General features: G+C 72.8%; 12 protein-coding genes. 3 read left to right on the top strand and 9 right to left on the bottom strand.

Going from position 1 to position 16239, the window contains the following annotated elements:
- Position 1: 1 nt before the first annotated feature.
- Positions 2-1681 carry an alpha-amylase family protein gene (locus tag HK417_RS03790; RefSeq protein WP_222263472.1) on the top strand — a complete coding sequence of 560 codons (1680 nt, stop codon included), beginning with the start codon at positions 2-4 and terminating at the stop codon, positions 1679-1681.
- An 8-nt stretch (positions 1682-1689) separates the two neighbouring features.
- Here the strand turns inward: HK417_RS03790 and HK417_RS03785 are convergent, their stop codons facing one another.
- Together HK417_RS03785 and HK417_RS03780 are read right to left on the bottom strand one after the other, a co-directional pair.
- Complete coding sequence (locus tag HK417_RS03785) at positions 1690-6489, bottom strand: Pls/PosA family non-ribosomal peptide synthetase (protein WP_222263469.1); 4800 nt, start codon at positions 6487-6489, stop codon at positions 1690-1692.
- A gap of 11 nt (positions 6490-6500) precedes the next feature.
- Complete coding sequence (locus HK417_RS03780; protein WP_222263466.1) at positions 6501-8045, bottom strand: aspartate aminotransferase family protein; 1545 nt, start codon at positions 8043-8045, stop codon at positions 6501-6503.
- Between the two features lie 620 nt (positions 8046-8665).
- Here HK417_RS03780 and HK417_RS03775 point away from each other — a divergent pair.
- Positions 8666-9337 carry a hypothetical protein gene (locus HK417_RS03775; protein WP_222263461.1) on the top strand — a complete coding sequence of 224 codons (672 nt, stop codon included), beginning with the start codon at positions 8666-8668 and terminating at the stop codon, positions 9335-9337.
- 40 nt (positions 9338-9377) lie between these two features.
- Here HK417_RS03775 and HK417_RS03770 read toward each other — a convergent pair whose 3' ends face one another.
- The 7 genes from HK417_RS03770 to HK417_RS03740 form a co-directional block, all read right to left on the bottom strand.
- Positions 9378-9857 (bottom strand): SRPBCC family protein, encoded by a 480-nt coding sequence (locus HK417_RS03770; RefSeq protein WP_222263458.1) that lies wholly within the window; start codon positions 9855-9857, stop codon positions 9378-9380.
- On the bottom strand, positions 9854-10216 hold the full coding sequence (locus HK417_RS03765) for an ArsR/SmtB family transcription factor (RefSeq protein WP_261325821.1): 363 nt from the start codon (positions 10214-10216) through the stop codon (positions 9854-9856). The genes HK417_RS03770 and HK417_RS03765 overlap by 4 nt, the downstream gene beginning before the upstream one ends.
- Before the next feature lie 57 nt (positions 10217-10273).
- Positions 10274-10735 (bottom strand): DUF1579 family protein, encoded by a 462-nt coding sequence (locus HK417_RS03760; RefSeq protein WP_222263455.1) that lies wholly within the window; start codon positions 10733-10735, stop codon positions 10274-10276.
- Positions 10736-10831: 96 nt separating this feature from the next.
- Positions 10832-11572, bottom strand: a complete 741-nt coding sequence (locus HK417_RS03755; RefSeq protein WP_222263452.1) for a hypothetical protein — start codon at positions 11570-11572, stop codon at positions 10832-10834.
- Positions 11573-11634: 62 nt separating this feature from the next.
- Positions 11635-12396, bottom strand: a complete 762-nt coding sequence (locus HK417_RS03750) for a sulfite exporter TauE/SafE family protein (protein ID WP_222263449.1) — start codon at positions 12394-12396, stop codon at positions 11635-11637.
- Complete coding sequence (locus HK417_RS03745; protein ID WP_222263447.1) at positions 12393-13184, bottom strand: sulfite exporter TauE/SafE family protein; 792 nt, start codon at positions 13182-13184, stop codon at positions 12393-12395. The genes HK417_RS03750 and HK417_RS03745 overlap by 4 nt, the downstream gene beginning before the upstream one ends.
- Before the next feature lie 97 nt (positions 13185-13281).
- Positions 13282-15831: a DEAD/DEAH box helicase gene (locus HK417_RS03740; RefSeq protein WP_222263445.1), complete on the bottom strand. Its 2550-nt coding sequence runs from the start codon at positions 15829-15831 to the stop codon at positions 13282-13284.
- 155 nt (positions 15832-15986) lie between these two features.
- Between HK417_RS03740 and HK417_RS24955 the strand changes: the two genes are divergently transcribed.
- Positions 15987-16112 carry a hypothetical protein gene (locus HK417_RS24955; RefSeq protein ID WP_261325820.1) on the top strand — a complete coding sequence of 42 codons (126 nt, stop codon included), beginning with the start codon at positions 15987-15989 and terminating at the stop codon, positions 16110-16112.
- Positions 16113-16239 lie beyond the last annotated feature (127 nt).

The following is a 16239-nucleotide window of genomic DNA, read 5'->3' as shown; positions in this document are numbered from 1 at the left end:
GATGCGGATCACCGACACGAGCGACCTGTGGTGGAAGAACGCCGTCGTCTACTGCCTGGACGTCGAGACGTTCATGGACTGGGACGGCGACGGCTGCGGGGACTTCGCCGGCCTGGCGCAGCGCCTGGACCACCTCGCCGACCTGGGCGTCACCTGCGTGTGGCTGATGCCCTTCTACCCGACCGCCGAGCGGGACGACGGCTATGACATCACCGACTTCTACGGCGTCGACCCGCGGCTGGGCACCCACGGGGACCTGGTGGAGGTGATCCGCACGGCCAAGGACCGGGGTATGCGGGTGATCGCGGACCTGGTGGTCAACCACACCTCCGAGCACCACCCGTGGTTCGAGTCCGCCCGGGCGTCGAAGGACTCCCCGTACCGGGACTTCTACGTGTGGCGGTCCGACCCACCGCCGGACACCAGCAAGGAGGTCGTGTTCCCCGACCAGGAGGACAGCATCTGGACGCTGTCGGAGGAGACGGGGGAGTGGTACCTGCACAAGTTCTACAAGCAGCAGCCCGACCTCAACGTGGCCGATCCCCGGGTGCGCGACGAGATCGCCAAGGTGATGGGCTTCTGGCTGCAGGTGGGCCTGGACGGCTTCCGGGTGGACGCCGTCCCGTTCCTGCTGGAGACCGCCGGCATCCCGGAGGACGACGCGGAACGGTTCCTCGACCCGCACCAGTACCTGCGGGCGCTGCGCGCGCTGGTCAACCGCCGGGCCGGCGGGGCCGTGCTGCTCGGGGAGGTCAACCTGCCGCACGAGGAGCAGCAGCAGTTCTTCGGCGGACCGGACGGCGACGAGCTGACCATGCAGTTCGACTTCATCGCGATGCAGGCGATGTACCTGTCGCTGGCCCGCTGCGACGCCGGGCCGCTGGTGGAGGCGCTGACCAGCCGCCCGCAGGTCTCACCGGACAACCAGTGGGGCATGTTCGCCCGCAACCACGACGAGCTGACCCTGGACAAGCTCACCGACGACGAGCGGCAGGAGGTCTTCGCCGCCTTCGGGCCGGAGGAGCGGATGCAGGTCTACGGCCGCGGGCTGGTCCGCCGGCTGCCGCCGATGCTGGCCGGCGACCCCCGGCGCATCCGGATGGTCTACAGCCTGATGTTCTCCCTGCCCGGCACCCCGGTGCTGTTCTACGGGGAGGAGATCGGCATGGGGGAGAGCCTGGCGGCCGAGGGCCGGCTGGCGGTGCGCACGCCGATGCAGTGGACCGCCGGGCGCAACGGCGGCTTCTCCACCGCCGGCCCCGACCAGCTGCCCGGCCCGGTCGTCGACGGCGGCTTCGCACCCGAGTTCGTCAATGTCGCCGACCAGCGCCGCGACCCTGACTCGCTGCTGTCGTTCATGAAGCTGCTCGTCCGCCGCTACCGCGAGTCCCCGGAGCTCGGCTGGGGCACCTTCGAGGTGCTCGACCAGCCGCACCCCGAGGTGCTGGCCCACCTGAGCAGCTGGGACGACGGTGCCCTGGTCGCGGTGCACAACCTCGGCGCCGAGCCCCGCACGGTGCCGGTGACCCTGCCCGGGTGCGACGCGTCGCACCGGCTGGAGGACCTGCTCGAGGTGGGGACGACGCCCGTCGGGGAGGACGGCGCCGTCGAGCTGGCCCTGGAGGGCTACGGCCACCGCTGGCTGCGGGTGGTCGCCGAGGGCAGCCGCCGGCTCCTCTGACCTGGGGGTCAGCCGGGCAGCCCGCGGTCGCCGGTCACCACGCTCAGGCAGTAGGACCTACCCGCGCGGGCCCACGTCTCCTGGTGACACAGCGGGGCTCCCCGGAAGGCCTCCGCGACGTGCGGACCGGAGACCCGCGCGGGAGCGAGTGCGGTGCCGACCCGCTCAGGTCCGCCGTCGAGCCCGGCGCCGCTGCACTTGAGCGCGGCCTCCTTGAGCGTCCACATGCGCAGGAACAGCCCCGCCCGCTCACCCGGCGGAGCGCCCGCCAACCGCGCGCGCTCCTCCGCGGTGAGCGCCGAGGCCAGCACGACGTCGTCCCGGTCGTGCTCCAGGCACTCGACGTCGACACCGATCGCCCGTCCGTGGGCCAGCGCGGCGACGATGACGCCGTCGGCGTGCGCGAGGCTCACGTCCGGACCGCCGGGCACCACCGGCCGATCGGTCTCGGTCCGCATCAGGGGCCACTCCACCGGTGCCCGGGAGGGGTCCTCCGAGGAGAGCATCAGCCGCAGCAGCGCACGGCCCGCGATCCACTGTTCGCGGCGGTGCGCCGAGGACATCGTCTCGGCCGCGGCCTGCTCGCAGGCCGGCAGCAACGCGCGCAGCTCCTCCAGCCGCGGGCGGCAGGCGGCCAGCTCGACCAGTTCCACCCGGACGCCCGAGTCGGCCGGCAGCGCGGGCTGGTGCTGCGCCCGCAGCCCGGCCAGCAGCGCCGCCGCCGCGGCCGGAGGTCCGGCCGCCGTCGGTGCAGGTCCCGCCGGCTGCGACACGGACAGCAACCGAGCAGGGTTGCCGCCCCAGCGTTCCCGCGCCCCGACGGACTCGCCCTTCATCAGGAAGCTGTCCGGCTCCAAGACGGCGCCGTCGCCCACCGTCGCCCCGTAGTGCACGAAGGCGCCGACTCCGAGCGTGCAGCCGGCGCCGATGACGACGTGGTCGGACTTGAACACGCCGTCCTCGAGTGAGTGGCTCTGGATCGTGCCGCCCTCGTTCCAGGTGCAGTCGTCCCCGACCCTCGTGAGATTCCGCTCGGTGATCCAGCACCCGTCGTCGAAGAGCCTGCGGCCCACGCGCACACGCAGCGCCCGCCACACCAGGGCCTTGAACGGCGTTCCGTTGAACACCTCGACGTAGAGCATCGCCGGCACCTTCCAGTACCGCTCATGGCGCCAGAACTCGGGCTCGTAGATCGAGCAGAACAGCGGGCTGCGGGGTGGGAACCGGCGCTCGACCAGCACGAAGAACCCGGTCGTGAAGAGCAGGACGCCGACGATCCCGGCGGAGACCACCATCGGCCCCAGCCGGCCGTGGTGGTCGATCGCCACGACGAAGATCAGGGTGGCGACCACGAAGTGCACCCAGCGCACGATCAGGTACAGGGCCGCGGTCAGGGCGTTGTGCCGGTTCTTCTCCGACAGCGCGGCCCGTCGTTGCCTGCGGCTGATGACGGGGGCCGCTCGGACGTCCCGCTCCACCGAGCGGGGGATCTCGAAGGGCGGGGAGCCGAGCAGACCCACGTCCTCCCGCAGCGGCCCGTCGACCGGTACGTGGACCTTGGTGGCGAGCAGGCAGTTGTCCCCAGTCCGCCCACCGGCGGGGTAGGCGATGTTGTTGCCCAGGTAGTTGCGCGCACCCACCGCGGTCCGTCGCACGCGGAAGGAGGTGGCTGAGAAGTCCGCGTTGAGCATGGACAGGCCGTCGGAGACCATCGTGCCCGGGCCGACGGCGCTGAGCCCCGGCACCTCGTGCTTGACGGCCATGCCGAAGTTCGAGCCGGTCTGCTGGACCCGCCCGAGGTCCCAGCCGATCCAGCGCAACCAGTGCACGATCGCCGAGCTGTCACCGAACAGGAACGTGTAGAACTGCAGGTTCGTGAAACGTGTGACGGTCCGCTGCACCGACCAGCGCCAGCCGTAGAGCCGGAAGACCCGGTCAGCCGGCAGCGCCCGGTACAGCAGGCGCGGCAGGGTGACCGCGGCGACAAGGCCCGCGACCACGGCACCCCAGAAGAGCGCAGTGGCGAGCAGGGCGTGGCCTGCGTAGAAGCCTGGGTCCGTCAGCGACTGCTTCCCGATCTCCTCGAACTCCGGCAGGAGGAGTCCCAGCGCGCTGATCAACAGCGGCGTCCAGACGAACGCCGCCGTCGCCAACTGCAGGGTCCCGTAGACGAGCCGACGCAGGAAACCGCACGGTGCCGGGGGCAGGGACCCGGGCGCGACCGGCGCGGGCTCGGCCGGCGAGCCGTGCCAGCGTTGTCCGGGCGGTACCGACTGGCCGGCGTGCAGTGCCGATGCGTGGGCCAGCTCGGCGCCGTCGCCGATGGTCGTGTGCACGTCCAGAACGGTCATCTCGCCGACCACGGCGTCGCGTCCGATGCTCACCGGGCCTATCTCGACGACCCCGCCGACCACTCGGTAGCCGTTGAGGAACGCGTCCTTCCGCACCACCGCGCCCGCGCCGATCGTCAGCATGTCACTGCAGACCGGGACGTGGTTGGTCAACACCACCGCTCTGGGGCCGATCCGTGCGCCCAGGGCCCGCAGGTGCAGCACGGCGAGCGGCGATCCGGGGAACAACGCCAGGGGGTTGGTGCGGACGAGGCTCTTCACCACCCAGAAGCGGAGGTAACGCAGGCTCCACACCGGGAACGTCTGGGCCCGCCAGCGGCCCGCGAGCAGCCACTTGGCGACGATCGGCAGGAGACACGAAACCAGGAAGGCCGTCCCACCGAAGACGGCTGCCCGCCCGTAGCTCGCCAGCGCACCGTCTGCCACGGTGATCCACTCGTGCCCGCGCACCAGCGCCACCGCCATGACGTAGCTCCAGGCGAGGAAGACCGCCGCCTGCACAGCGCCGCACAGCAGGTACTCGACCCCGCGGGTCCTGACGGGGGCCGGGGTGTCCACGTGCTCGGTCACCCTGGCCGCACCGGCCGGTCCCACCAGGGTGGCGGCCAGCTCCCGGACGGTCGGGTGCTGGTAGACGTCCTTGATCGAGATCGCCGGCAGGTCGCTTCGCTCCCGGACACGGGCGCAGATGTGCGCCAGGAGCAGCGAATTCGCGCCGAGGTCGTCGAAGAGGTGGCCGTTGACCGAAATGCGGTCGACGCCGAGGGCACCGGCCACGATCCCGGCCAGTGACTCCTCGAGGGGCGTCGCCGGCGCCACGTACGGCCCGTCGGCGACCAGGCTGCGAGGTCCGTGAGGCGGCGGCAGAGCCGCACGGTTCACCTTGTCGCTGACGGTCATCGGCAGGACCGGCAGCTCCTCGAGGTAGGCCGGCACCATGTAGGTGGGCAGCCGTCCGCGCAGGTGCCCGTAGACCGCGGCCGGGTCGAGCGGACCGGTGCCGCTGTGGAGGCTGACGTACGCGACCAATTCGGTCCCGCCGGGGCCCTCGTGCGGCGCGACGGCCGCCTGCGCCACCTCGGGCACCTCCAGCAGCACCGACTCGATCTCGGTCAGCTCGATCCGGTAGCCGCGGATCTTGACCTGCAGATCGATGCGGCCGTGGTACTCGACCTCCCCGTCGATGATCCGGGCGAGATCACCGGTGCGGTAGACGAGGCCCGCCGGATTGGCGGGCAGCCGCAGTGGGTCGGGAACGAAGGCCCGCGCGGTCAGGTCTGGACGGTTCAGGTAGCCCCGGGCCAGCCCCACACCACCGATCACCAGCTCGCCGAGCTCCCCCGGCGGCAGCGCCCTGCCGTCGTCCGGGGCCAGCACCGCGACTGAGTAGCCGGGCAGTGGCCGGCCCAGGGTGACCGGCCGGTCCGGGGAGACGGGTGTCCACGTGGCGGTCACGGTGGTCTCGGTCGGCCCGTAGACGTTGAGGAACCGCCGTCCTGGGCGGTGCCACCGGCGCACCAGGTCCGGAGGACAGGCCTCGCCGGAGACCAGCAGGAACCGCAGGTCGGGCAGGTCCTCCTCGAGCGTGGTGAGCAGGGTGGGGACGCAGCACAGAGCGGTGACCCGGTGCCGAGCCAGGTACTCGTGCAGGTCCTCGCCGACGAGGCTGCGGCCGGGTGGCCGGGGCACGAGGGTGGCGCCCACGGCCCACGCGAGCCAGATCTCCTCCACGGAGAAGTCGAAGGCGATGGTGAGTCCCTGGTACACGCGGTCGTCGGCCCGGACGCCGTAGCACTCGGCGGCCACCCGGACGAAGTGGCAGATGGCCGAGTGGCCGACCGCCACCCCCTTGGGACGCCCCGTCGTGCCGGAGGTGTAGACGACGTAGCCCAGGGCGTCGGCCGCGGGCGACGCCTCCGGGACCGGCCGGCGCCGGTCCTCGGCGGCGATCTCCGCGGCTGCTTCGTCGAGGTCCAGCACGGCAGCGGGGCCGGCGCAGGCCAGGTGCCGGGTCGCCGAGGTGGTCACGACCAGTTCGACGTCGGCGTCCCGGAGGACGTACTCGATGCGGTCGGCAGGGAAGACGGTGTCCAGCGGCACGTAGGCCGCTCCCGCCTTGAGCGCCGCCAGCAGGGCGGTGTAGTTGGCGAGCGGCCGGTCGCACAGCACGGCCACCCGGGCACCCTGGTGCACGCCTCGCCGACGCAGGAGATGGGCCAGCTGGTTGGCGCCGGCGTCCAGCTCGGCATAGGACACCTGCTGCCCCTCCGCGTCCACGGCCAGCCGGTCGTGGTGCCCTTGGGTCTCCAGTGCGTCGCAGGTCTGCTCGAAGATCTGGTGGAGCCGCCCGCCCGGGGACCAGCGGCAGCCACGCGGGCCGAGGTCACCGACGAGCACCGCCGGAGGGGGAGGGGCAGCCCCGTCGACCGGCGGGCTCGTCTGCTGGTGCAGGTCCATCACCTCCCGCCTCAGGCGGACGGTCGTTCGGTCACTGCACCTGCGAACGGGGACGCCAACGACAGATCCGGGTGCTCACTCCCGGCGACGCGGACCGAGGCGGGCGCCTCCGCGATGCACTCGGCCAGCACCCGGCAGGCCCAGTCGATGATGGCCTCGGTCACGTTGAGCGGGGGGAGCATCCGCACCACGCAGTCGTCCCGCCCGCCGCACTCCAGGATCAACCCGCGGTGAAGTGCTCGGCGCTGCACCGCCCTGGCCAGAGCGCCGTCCGATCGCCCGGTGACGGGGTCCTGCATCTCGACGCCCCACATCAGCCCCAGGCCGCGCACCTCGCGCACCCACGGCAGGTCCTGCAGTGGCGCGAGCAGCCGGTCGATCTGGGCCCCGCGGGCCCGGACGTTCGCCAGCACGCCGTCCCTCCTCATGATCCGCAGTGCCTCGGCACCCGCAGCGAAGGCCAGCTGGTTGCCCCGGAAGGTGCCCGTGTGGGCGCCGGGCGCCCATCGGTCCAGACGCTCGTCGTACAGGATGACTGCCACCGGCTGGCCGATCCCGCTGAGCGCCTTCGAGGCCACGATCACGTCCGGCTCGATGTCGTACTGCTCGAAGGCGAACCACGTGCCGGTACGCCCGCAGCCCGTCTGCACCTCGTCGACCACCAGGGGGATGTCCAGCTCCGCCGTCAGCTCGCGCACCCGGCGGACGAACGACCGGGTCGCCGGGATGACCCCGCCCTCGCCCTGCACGAGCTCGAGCAGGACGGCGGCCGGCAGGGGCACCCCGCCGTTGGGGTCTCTCAGCGCGTGCTCGAGCACGGAAGCGCAGTTCGTGCTGCAGGTGTCCGGCCGCAGGTCCAGCGGGCAGCGTGAGCAGTAGGAGTACGGGACGAAGTGCACGCCCGGAACCCCGTTCGGTACCGGGGCCTTCTGCTCGACCAGCCCGGTCACGGCCATGGCGGCATGGCTGCTGCCGTGGAAGCCCCCCTGGAAGGAGACGACCTCCCCGCGGCCGGTCGCGGTCTTGCACAGCTTGAGCGCCGCGTCGACTGCGTTGGCACCGGTCGGGCCACAGAAGTGGATTCGCGTCCGGTCCTGCATCTGTGACGGCAGCATGGACAGCATGGCGTCCACGAAGGCGTCCTTGGCCGGGGTCGGGAAGTCCAGCCCGTGCACGTGCCGGCCCAGCTGCTCGATCACGACCTCGACCAGTTCGGGGTGGTTGTGACCGAGTGAGAGGACGCCCGCGCCGGCGAGGAAGTCGACGTAGACGTTGCCGTCCACGTCCCGGACATAGGGACCGGACGCCTCGGCGATGGCGATCGGGAGGTGGCGGGGGTACGTGCGGGCGTTGGACTCGCGGCGCCGCTGTCGTTCCAGCAGCTCCCTCGAGCGGGGGCCGGGCAGGTCACCGGTGACCGTCGGCCCGGCTGTGAAGGGCCGGGCTCGGTCATGCCCGGTGGCCGGCCAGGGGATCGGTGACGCGAAGCGCGGCGGTGGCACCGGCTGCGCAGGGGACGAGGACTGGTTGGCCGACGCTGCTTGGCCTTGGTTCATCGAGGACACCTCGGAACTGCCCGTCGTCGTTTACGGGGGTGGGGGCGGGACGGCGTGCGGATCCAGGCGGAACCCAGCCGGTAGACGGGAGAGCGCGCCATGGGACCTGCCCCCGTCATCCGCGCGTGTCCCGACAGACCCCGCACGCTGTGTGACGAAACACACAAACGGACCCTGACAGCGGGCTCTCGAAGCGTCAAGCAATAACGAGACGACACGGTTTCGCGGGCGAACGCGTTCCGGAAACCCCGGCGCGTACCCACCCACGGCGAGCCTCCGGTGCCGCCCCGTTGCGGAACTGAGGGCAGGACTCCGTGCCGCCGTCCATGCGCCTGCCCATTCGGTGCTGCCATGCCCATCCGGCGCTGCCAGGAGTCATTCCGTGGGTCATGTGTCTCCTCACTGCTCGGCCGGCCGTACCCCCAGGTGCTCGCATGTCCGTGCTGCCGGGATCGCCTCCAGTTGGCTCTCGACGGCGGCGATCATCACCTAACGAGCGCGGATGGGGACGCACGGTGACAGCCCGCCGGTGTCCCGCACGACCCGTGCGCCACACCCGCCCACCTCCCCAGGGCGGTCGTGGGCGGCCCCTAGCGTCGCCGCCCGAGGTGATCGAGGACATGAGCGACGAGAAGCAGGTGCCCGCCAACGGCTGGGTCGACCGGGGGCGCGCCGAGACCGGTGCGTCGGTGGTGGTGCCCGGACAGCGCACCGCGGAGGAGCATTCGCCGCAGCCGCCGGCGGCTCCGCCCGCGACACCCGGCGCCGCAGCGCCCCCGGCGCCGGCGGCGGGCGGGCTGGCGACAGGGCCGGCGACAGGCGGGCCGGCCGCGGGGCCGGGCGAGGACGTAGCCGGCGCCGACCCGGCGGGAGCGGTGGCGGCGCCGAGCACGCCGCACGCGACCGCGCCGGTCAACGGGCGGCCCCGGCCGCGGCTGCGCCGCCCGGTGCCACTGGTCCGGATGGGCCCGTGGGCGCCGGTCGCCGGAGCCGGCGTGGGACTGGTGCTCGGGGTGGTCGTCGTGCTGCTGCTCGCGCCCGCCGCGACCGGCTTCGACCAGCGGCTCGCCCTGGTCTTCGTGGTGCTCGGCCTGTCGATGCTGGGCGCCGGCGGCACGCTCCTGGCCGACGAGGTGCGGCTGATGCGCCGGGGCGCCTGGGCCGCGGAGGCCCGCTCCTCGGGCGCGGGCGTCATCGCCGGGCTGCTGAACGGGCTCACGCCCGCGCGGCTGCTGATCCTGGCCAGTTCCTTCGTGCTGCTGCTGTCGGCCTACGTCACGACCGGGAGCTGACGGCCGGCCGGAGCAGGCGTGCTCCGGCCGGCGCTCGACGTCATCCGGCCAGGATGGCGTCGAGCCGCTCGTAGCCCTCGCGGACGCCGACCTCCATGCCGCTGGCGAGGAAGGCGTCCCGGTCGGCGAAGGAGTCGACGAGCGAGGTGGCGGTCAGCTTGGTGCGGCCGTTCCCGAGGTCCTCGAGGACCATCTTCTCCAGGGCGACGCCGTCCGGCACGCCCTCGAAGGTGAAGGTCTGCACGATCAGCTCGTTCGGGCGGACCTCGTGGAAGCACCCGTGGAAGCCGTACTCCTCGCCGTCCTGGGTGTGCACGTAGCGGTAGGAACCGCCGGTGCGGCAGTCGAAGTGGTCGATCCTGGCCTCCATCCCGTTCGGCCCCTGCCACTGCACGACCAGCTCCGGGTCGGTGTGCGCGCGGAAGACCTTCTCCGGCGGGGCGTCGAACTCTCGGATGATCCGGATCAGGGGGACGTCGGGGTCGGCGAGGATCTGGGTCTCGTGCGTGCTGGTGCTCATGACGGGCTGCCCTTCGGTGGTGGGGTGGGGGCGAAGTCCGGCATTGCGGCGAGGACGTCGTCCAGGCGTCGGTAGCGCTCCTCGGCCTGCTGCCGGTAGCGCTCGATCCACTTCGTCATCAGGTCGAAGACCTGCGCTTCCAGGTGCACCGGGCGCCGCTGGGCGTCCCGGCTGCGGCTCACCAGGCCGGCGTCCTCGAGCACCTTGAGGTGCTTGGAGACCGCCTGCAGGCTCACGTCGTAGGGCGCGGCCAGCTCGTTGACGGTCGCGTCGCCGACGGCGAGCCGCGCCACCATGTCCCGCCGGGTGGGGTCGGCCAGCGCCGAGAACACCCGGGAGAGCGCATCTGCCGCCACCATGGCCTCCTTGCTCAACCGATCGGTTGAGGCAAAGGTAGACCGGTCGCGGGCGCGTTGTCAACCTGTTGGTTGACAAACGTTCTGGCGCTCGAAGCGGAGGTCCATCCACCGCAGCCAGCGGTCCGGCGGCATCCACCGTTCCCAGGTGGCGCTCATCGAGCGGCCGTCCGCGTGCACCCGCAGCCCGGCCCGGACCTCGTCGGCGGCGAACAGCCACGAGCCGTCGGGCCGCCGGCTCGCCCGCATCAGGGAGTACGAGCCGTCGGCGTCGAACGCGTGCATCGCCCAGGTCCGGGCCTGCGGGTCGTGGTCGCCGATCAGCTCCAGCGCCCGGGCGCGGTCCGGGCCGAGCCGGACGTCGACGCGGTGCACCACCCAGCGGTCGCCGACCATCAGCTCGTACTCGTCGGTGCCCTCGACCGCGACGGCCGGCGCCCCGGCGTCGTCGAGCACCGTGCCCGTGGTCTGCCAGCGCCCGAGCAGGGCGGCGAACGGGTGCTGCGGATCTGCTGCGGACACGGGGGCTCCTCGGGACGGCGGCCGGTCGTTCCTAGGACCGCCACCGCCCGCCGCGCTCATCGCCATCCGCCGGCCTCATCGCCCGACGGCCGGGGCTCAGGCGCGCCGGCCCTCCCCGGCGTTGCGCAGCGTCTCCAGGGAGAGCCGGCCCTCGACCAGGTCGTCCCCGACGTCGTCCACCACCCGGCCGGTGGCGAAGGCGTGCGCCTTGAGCATCGCCAGGGCGTCGGCGGTGTCCACGCGCAGCGCCACGTTGATCAGCCCGGTGGCCTGCCACACCCGGGCCCGGCGCAGCGCGTCGGGGCCCTCCCACCAGCGGCGGGCGCCGTCCGGTCCGCCGATGGTCGCGCTCACCATCGCCCGGGTGACCCCGACGGTGACGTCCTCGACCTCGCGGCGGTCCACCGTGGCCAGCCGGTCCGGCTCCCGGACGTAGAGGTCGAGCACCACCAGCGGGCCGAGCGGCGGCAGCAGCGGGACCGACAGCACCGCCCGGAAGTGGGTCTCCTCGACCAGGGACTCGTGCAGCGTCGGCCAGTTGCGGGCGATGTCCCCCTCGTCGAAGCGGATCATCTCGCCGTCGTCGTGGGCCCGGATGCAGGGCCCGGCGCCGTGGGTGAACTGGAGCCGCTCGGCGTCGGCTGCGCGGCGGTCGCTCGCGCCGATGGGCGTGCGCATCCCGTCAATCGCGTGGATGCTCAGCCCGGCGCCGTCCACGGGCAGTGCCGCCACCGCGGCGCGTGCCAGCCGGGTCGGGAGCATCTCCGGCCCGCGGAGCTCGGGTGGGGGCAGCGAGTGCAGCGCGCGCTCGAACCGCTCACCGGCTGGTCCGCTCATCGATCCCTCCTCGGCTGGTGGCGCCCCTGCGACTGCCCAGCCGGGACCCACCTCATGCCAGGTCAGCGGAACGCGTCGACCCCCAGGTGGACGGCCAGGCCCAGCCCGAGGACGGCGATGACCCGGCGCAGGAGCAGCTGCGGTACCCGGCGCACGACGCCGGGGCCCAGCCGCCCGCCGGCGAACAGGCCGACCGCCAGCGGCAGGGCGGCCAGCCAGGCCACGTCGGCGAGGAAGGCGTAGGCGAGTGCCGCGACGCCGTTGGCCAGCCCGAGGACGACGTTGCGCAGCGCGTTCGCCTTCGGCACACCCTCGCCGGTGACCAGCAGGAACATGGCCAGCATCAGCACGCCCGCCGCGGCGCCGAAGTAGCCGCCGTAGATGCCGATCAGGTAGGTGCCGGCGGTCAGGCCCCAGTGGTCGCGGTGCGGGTGCCGCGCCCCCTCCGCGGCCAGCTCCCGCGGGGACGGCTGCACCAGGATCGCGATCGCCGCGCCGCCGATGAGGAACGGGACGACCTTCTCGAACGCCTCCGCCGGGGTCAGCAGGAGCAGGGCGGCCCCCGTCGCGCCGCCCAGCACACCGGCGGCGCCGAGGCGGACCATCCGCCGGCGCTGCCCGGCCAGCTCCGGGCGGGAGGCGCTCACCGCCCCGACGCCGCTGAGCACCAGGGCGACGGTGTTCGTGACGTTCGCCGACACCGGCGGGATGCCGGTGGCCAGCAGCGCCGGGTAGCTGAACAGGGAGGCGAGGCCGGCCATGCTGCCGATGAGTCCGGCGGCCACCCCGGCGGCGAGGAGCAGGAGGACGTGTTCGACGGTCATCGGCTCAGCAGCACGCCGATCGCGACGAGCCCGAGCAGCACGATCGCCGTCCGGAGCACCACCGGAGGCAGCCGCCGGCCCACGGTCGACCCCAGGTACCCGCCGACCACCGACCCGGCGGCGACCAGCGCGGCCGCCGTCCAGTCCAGCCGGTCGCTGGCCACGACCACGTAGGCCAGCGCCGCCACGGCGTTGACGCCGAAGGTCAGCACGTTCTTGATCGCGTTGAGCCGCTGCAGCGACTCGGGCAGCAGCAGACCGAAGATGCCGATCTGCAGCACCCCCTGGCTGGCGGCGAAGTACCCGCCGTAGGTGCCGGTGGCGTACGCGCCGGCAAGCAGCGCGGCCAGCCGGCCGGGGCCCAGGCGCAGCTGGTCGGGCTCGGTGACGCCGTCGCGGGCGCGCCGCCGGGCCAGGGCGCGCTGCAGCATCGGCTGGGTGGCGACCAGCACGACGGCCAGCCCGACGAGCACCGGCACGATCGTCTCGAACGCGGCGGCCGGCAGGTGCAGGAGCAGGAAGGCCCCGGTCAGCGCCCCGAGGACCGAGGCGGGGAACAGCCGGACCAGCAGCCGCCGCTGACCACGCAGTTCCCGGCGGTAGCCGATCGCGCCGGTCAGGTTGCCCGGCACGAGCCCGAGGGAGTTGGAGATCGAGGCGGTCACCGGGGGCAGGCCCACGGCGAGCAGCACCGGGAAGGTCACCAGCGTGCCCGAGCCGACGACGGCGTTGATCGACCCGGCCGCCAGACCCGCCGCGGCGACCGCGAGCATCTCCCACCCCGTCATGGCCGCATCGACGGCGAGGGTGTCACAGTCCCCGGACGTGACCTCGCACACATGGCCGCGACGTCCGGGGGCTTGATCGGGACGAAGTCCGGGGGCGTCAGTCCCGGCGGCCGGCGTCGACCAGGCGCAGCACGAGCGTGCCCTCCTCGTCCGAGGCGTCCAGGTCGACCTCGACGTCGAAGCCCCAGTCGTGGTCGCCGGCCGGGTCGTCGAGGATCTGCCGGACCCGCCAGTTCCGCGGGTCGGTGCTGTCGACGATGAGCAGCGCCGGCCCCCGGGCGTCGGCGCCGGTGCCCAGCTCGTCGTGCTCGGCGAAGTAGGCCTGCACCACCTCGCCCCAGCGGTCGGCGTCCCACCCGGAGGCGGCGTCCAGCTCGCCCAGGTCGTACCAGCGCCGGCGGGCGAACAGCTCCACCCGGCGGAACAGCGCGTTGCGGACCATCGCGCGGAACGCCCGGGTGTTGCCGGTGAGCGGTCGCGGCCGGGCCGGGACGGCGACCGGCACGTCCAGCGCGGAGTCCGGGCTGGTCAGCTGCTCCCACTCGTCGAGCAGGGAGGAGTCGACCTGCCGCACCAGCTCGCCGAGCCACTCGACCAGGTCGGTGACGTCGTCGGTGCGCGCGGCGGCCGGCACCCCCGAGCGCAGCGCCTTGACCGCGTCGGACAGGTACCGCAGCACCGCGCCCTCGGCACGGGTGAGCCCGTAGGTGTGCACGTACTCGCGGAAGGTCATCGCGTTCTCCCACATGTCCCGGACCACGGACTTGGGGGAGAGGTGCGCGTCGGCGGCCCACGGGTTGCCCTGCCGGTACACGTCGAAAGCGTGCTCGAGCAGCTCGGCGAGCGGCTTCGGGTAGGAGATCTGCTCGAGCAGCTCCATCCGCTCCTCGTACTCGATGCCCTCGGCCTTCATCTGCGCGACGGCCTCGGCCTTGGCCTTGTTCAGCTGGGCGGCGAGCACCTGGCGGGGGTCGTCCAGGGTCGCCTCGATCACCGAGACGACGTCCAGGGTGTGGGTCTCCGAGGCCGGGTCCAGCAGCTCGATCGCGGCCAGCGCGAACGTCGACAGCGGCTGGTTGAGCTGGAAGTCCGGGGGCAGGTCGACGGTCAGCCGGTACCGCCCGCCCTGCTGGTCGGGCTGGTCCAGCCGCTCGATCACCCCGGCGGTGATCAGCGACCGCGCGATGCCGATGGCCTCGCGGATGTGCCGCAGCTGCCGCCTGCGGGGCTCGTGGTTGTCGGTCAGCAGGTGCCGCATGGCGGCCACCGGGTCACCGGGACGGGCGGCGACGTTGAGCACCATGCCGGTCGTCACGTGGAAGTGGCTGGTCAGCGGCTCGGGCTCGCCCTCGATCAGGCGACGCATGGTCGACTCGCTCCACGGCACCATGCCCTCGGGGGCCTTGCGGCGGACCAGCTTGCGGCGCTTCTTCGGGTCGTCGGTGACCTTCGCGAACTGCTTGAGGTTCTCCACCTCGTGCTCGGGCGCCTGGACGACGACGGTGCCTGCTGTGTCGTAGCCCGCCCGGCCGGCCCGCCCGGCGATCTGGTGGAACTCCCGCACGCTGAGCAGCCGCATCCGGGTGCCGTCGTACTTGCTGAGCGCGGAGAAGACGACGGTGCGGATCGGCACGTTGATGCCGACGCCCAGGGTGTCGGTGCCGCAGATGACCTTGAGCAGCCCGGCCTGGGCCAGCTGCTCGACCAGCCGCCGGTACTTGGGCAGCATCCCGGCGTGGTGCACCCCGATGCCGTGGCGCACCAGCCGGGACAGCGTCGTCCCGAAGGCCGAGGAGAAACGGAACCCGCCGATCAGGTCGGCGATCGCCTGCTTCTCGTCCTTGGTGCAGACGTTCACGCTCATCAGCGCCTGGGCGCGTTCCAGCGCCGAGACCTGGGTGAAGTGGACGACGTAGACCGGCGCCTGCCGGGTGTCCAGCAGCTCGCCGATCGTCTCGTGCATCGGCGTGGTCGCGTAGTAGTGGTGCAGCGGCACCGGGCGCTCGGCGGAGGCGACCAGCGCGGTGGGCCGGCCGGTGCGGCGGGTGAGGTCCTCCCGCAGCCGGGTGACGTCGCCGAGGGTCGCCGACATCAGCAGGAACTGCGCCTTCGGGAACTCGACGATCGGCACCTGCCACGCCCAGCCGCGGTCCGGGTCGCCGTAGAAGTGGAACTCGTCCATCACGACGAGACCGACGTCGGCGTCCGCGCCCTCGCGCAGCGCGATGTTGGCCAGCACCTCCGCGGTGCAGGCGACGATCGGCGCGCCGGCGTTGACGCTCGCGTCGCCGGTGAGCATGCCGACGTTCGCCGCCCCGAAGACGCCGCACAGGGCGAAGAACTTCTCGCTGACCAGGGCCTTGATCGGCGCGGTGTAGTAGCTGCGCCGTCCGGCGGCCAGGGCGGCGTACTGCGCGCCGGTGGCGACCAGTGACTTGCCTGAGCCGGTGGGCGTGGCGAGGACGACGTTCGCCCCGCTGACCAGCTCGATCAGCGCCTCCTCCTGCGCGGGGTAGAGCACCGTGCCACCGGCGGCCGCCCAGGTCGCGAACGACTCGAAGAGCTCGTCGGGGTCGGTGCCGCGTGCCCGCAGGGACGTGAGGTCGGCGGGGTCGTCGAGGAGGGGGAGGGGGGCGGTGACGGTCATCGTGTCGTACAGCGTGCCCGATCGCGCTGCGCTTCCCGTTCGGGCCCCCCGGGCAGACCGGTTGATCACGATCCGGTAACGGCAGCTCGTGTTCCGCATGAGATGAGCCGATGGGAGTAGAAAGGTGAACAACAGATGAACGGGAGGTGGCTGCGATGCGCGATCGATTCTGTCCGGAGTGCCGGTGGACCGTGGTGACCGACGGGAGTGGCCGGCGCCGCCTCGAGATGCGCTGGGTGCCGATGGGCGCCCACGCGACGCAGGTGGCCCGCGCCGCCTGAAGAAGGACCGCCCGCGACCCGGGTGGTGGCGAGGAGCGCAGCGGCGCGTCTCCTCGGCACCACCCGGGTCGCGGGCGTCCGGGGCCAGTCGCCTCTCGTGCCCAGCACCCGGTCCAAGTGGTGGCGC

The organism is Modestobacter marinus (assembly GCF_019799945.1).
Classification (GTDB): Bacteria; Actinomycetota; Actinomycetes; order Mycobacteriales; family Geodermatophilaceae; genus Modestobacter; species Modestobacter marinus_B.
This window is presented reverse-complemented; position numbering and strand designations above follow the sequence as displayed.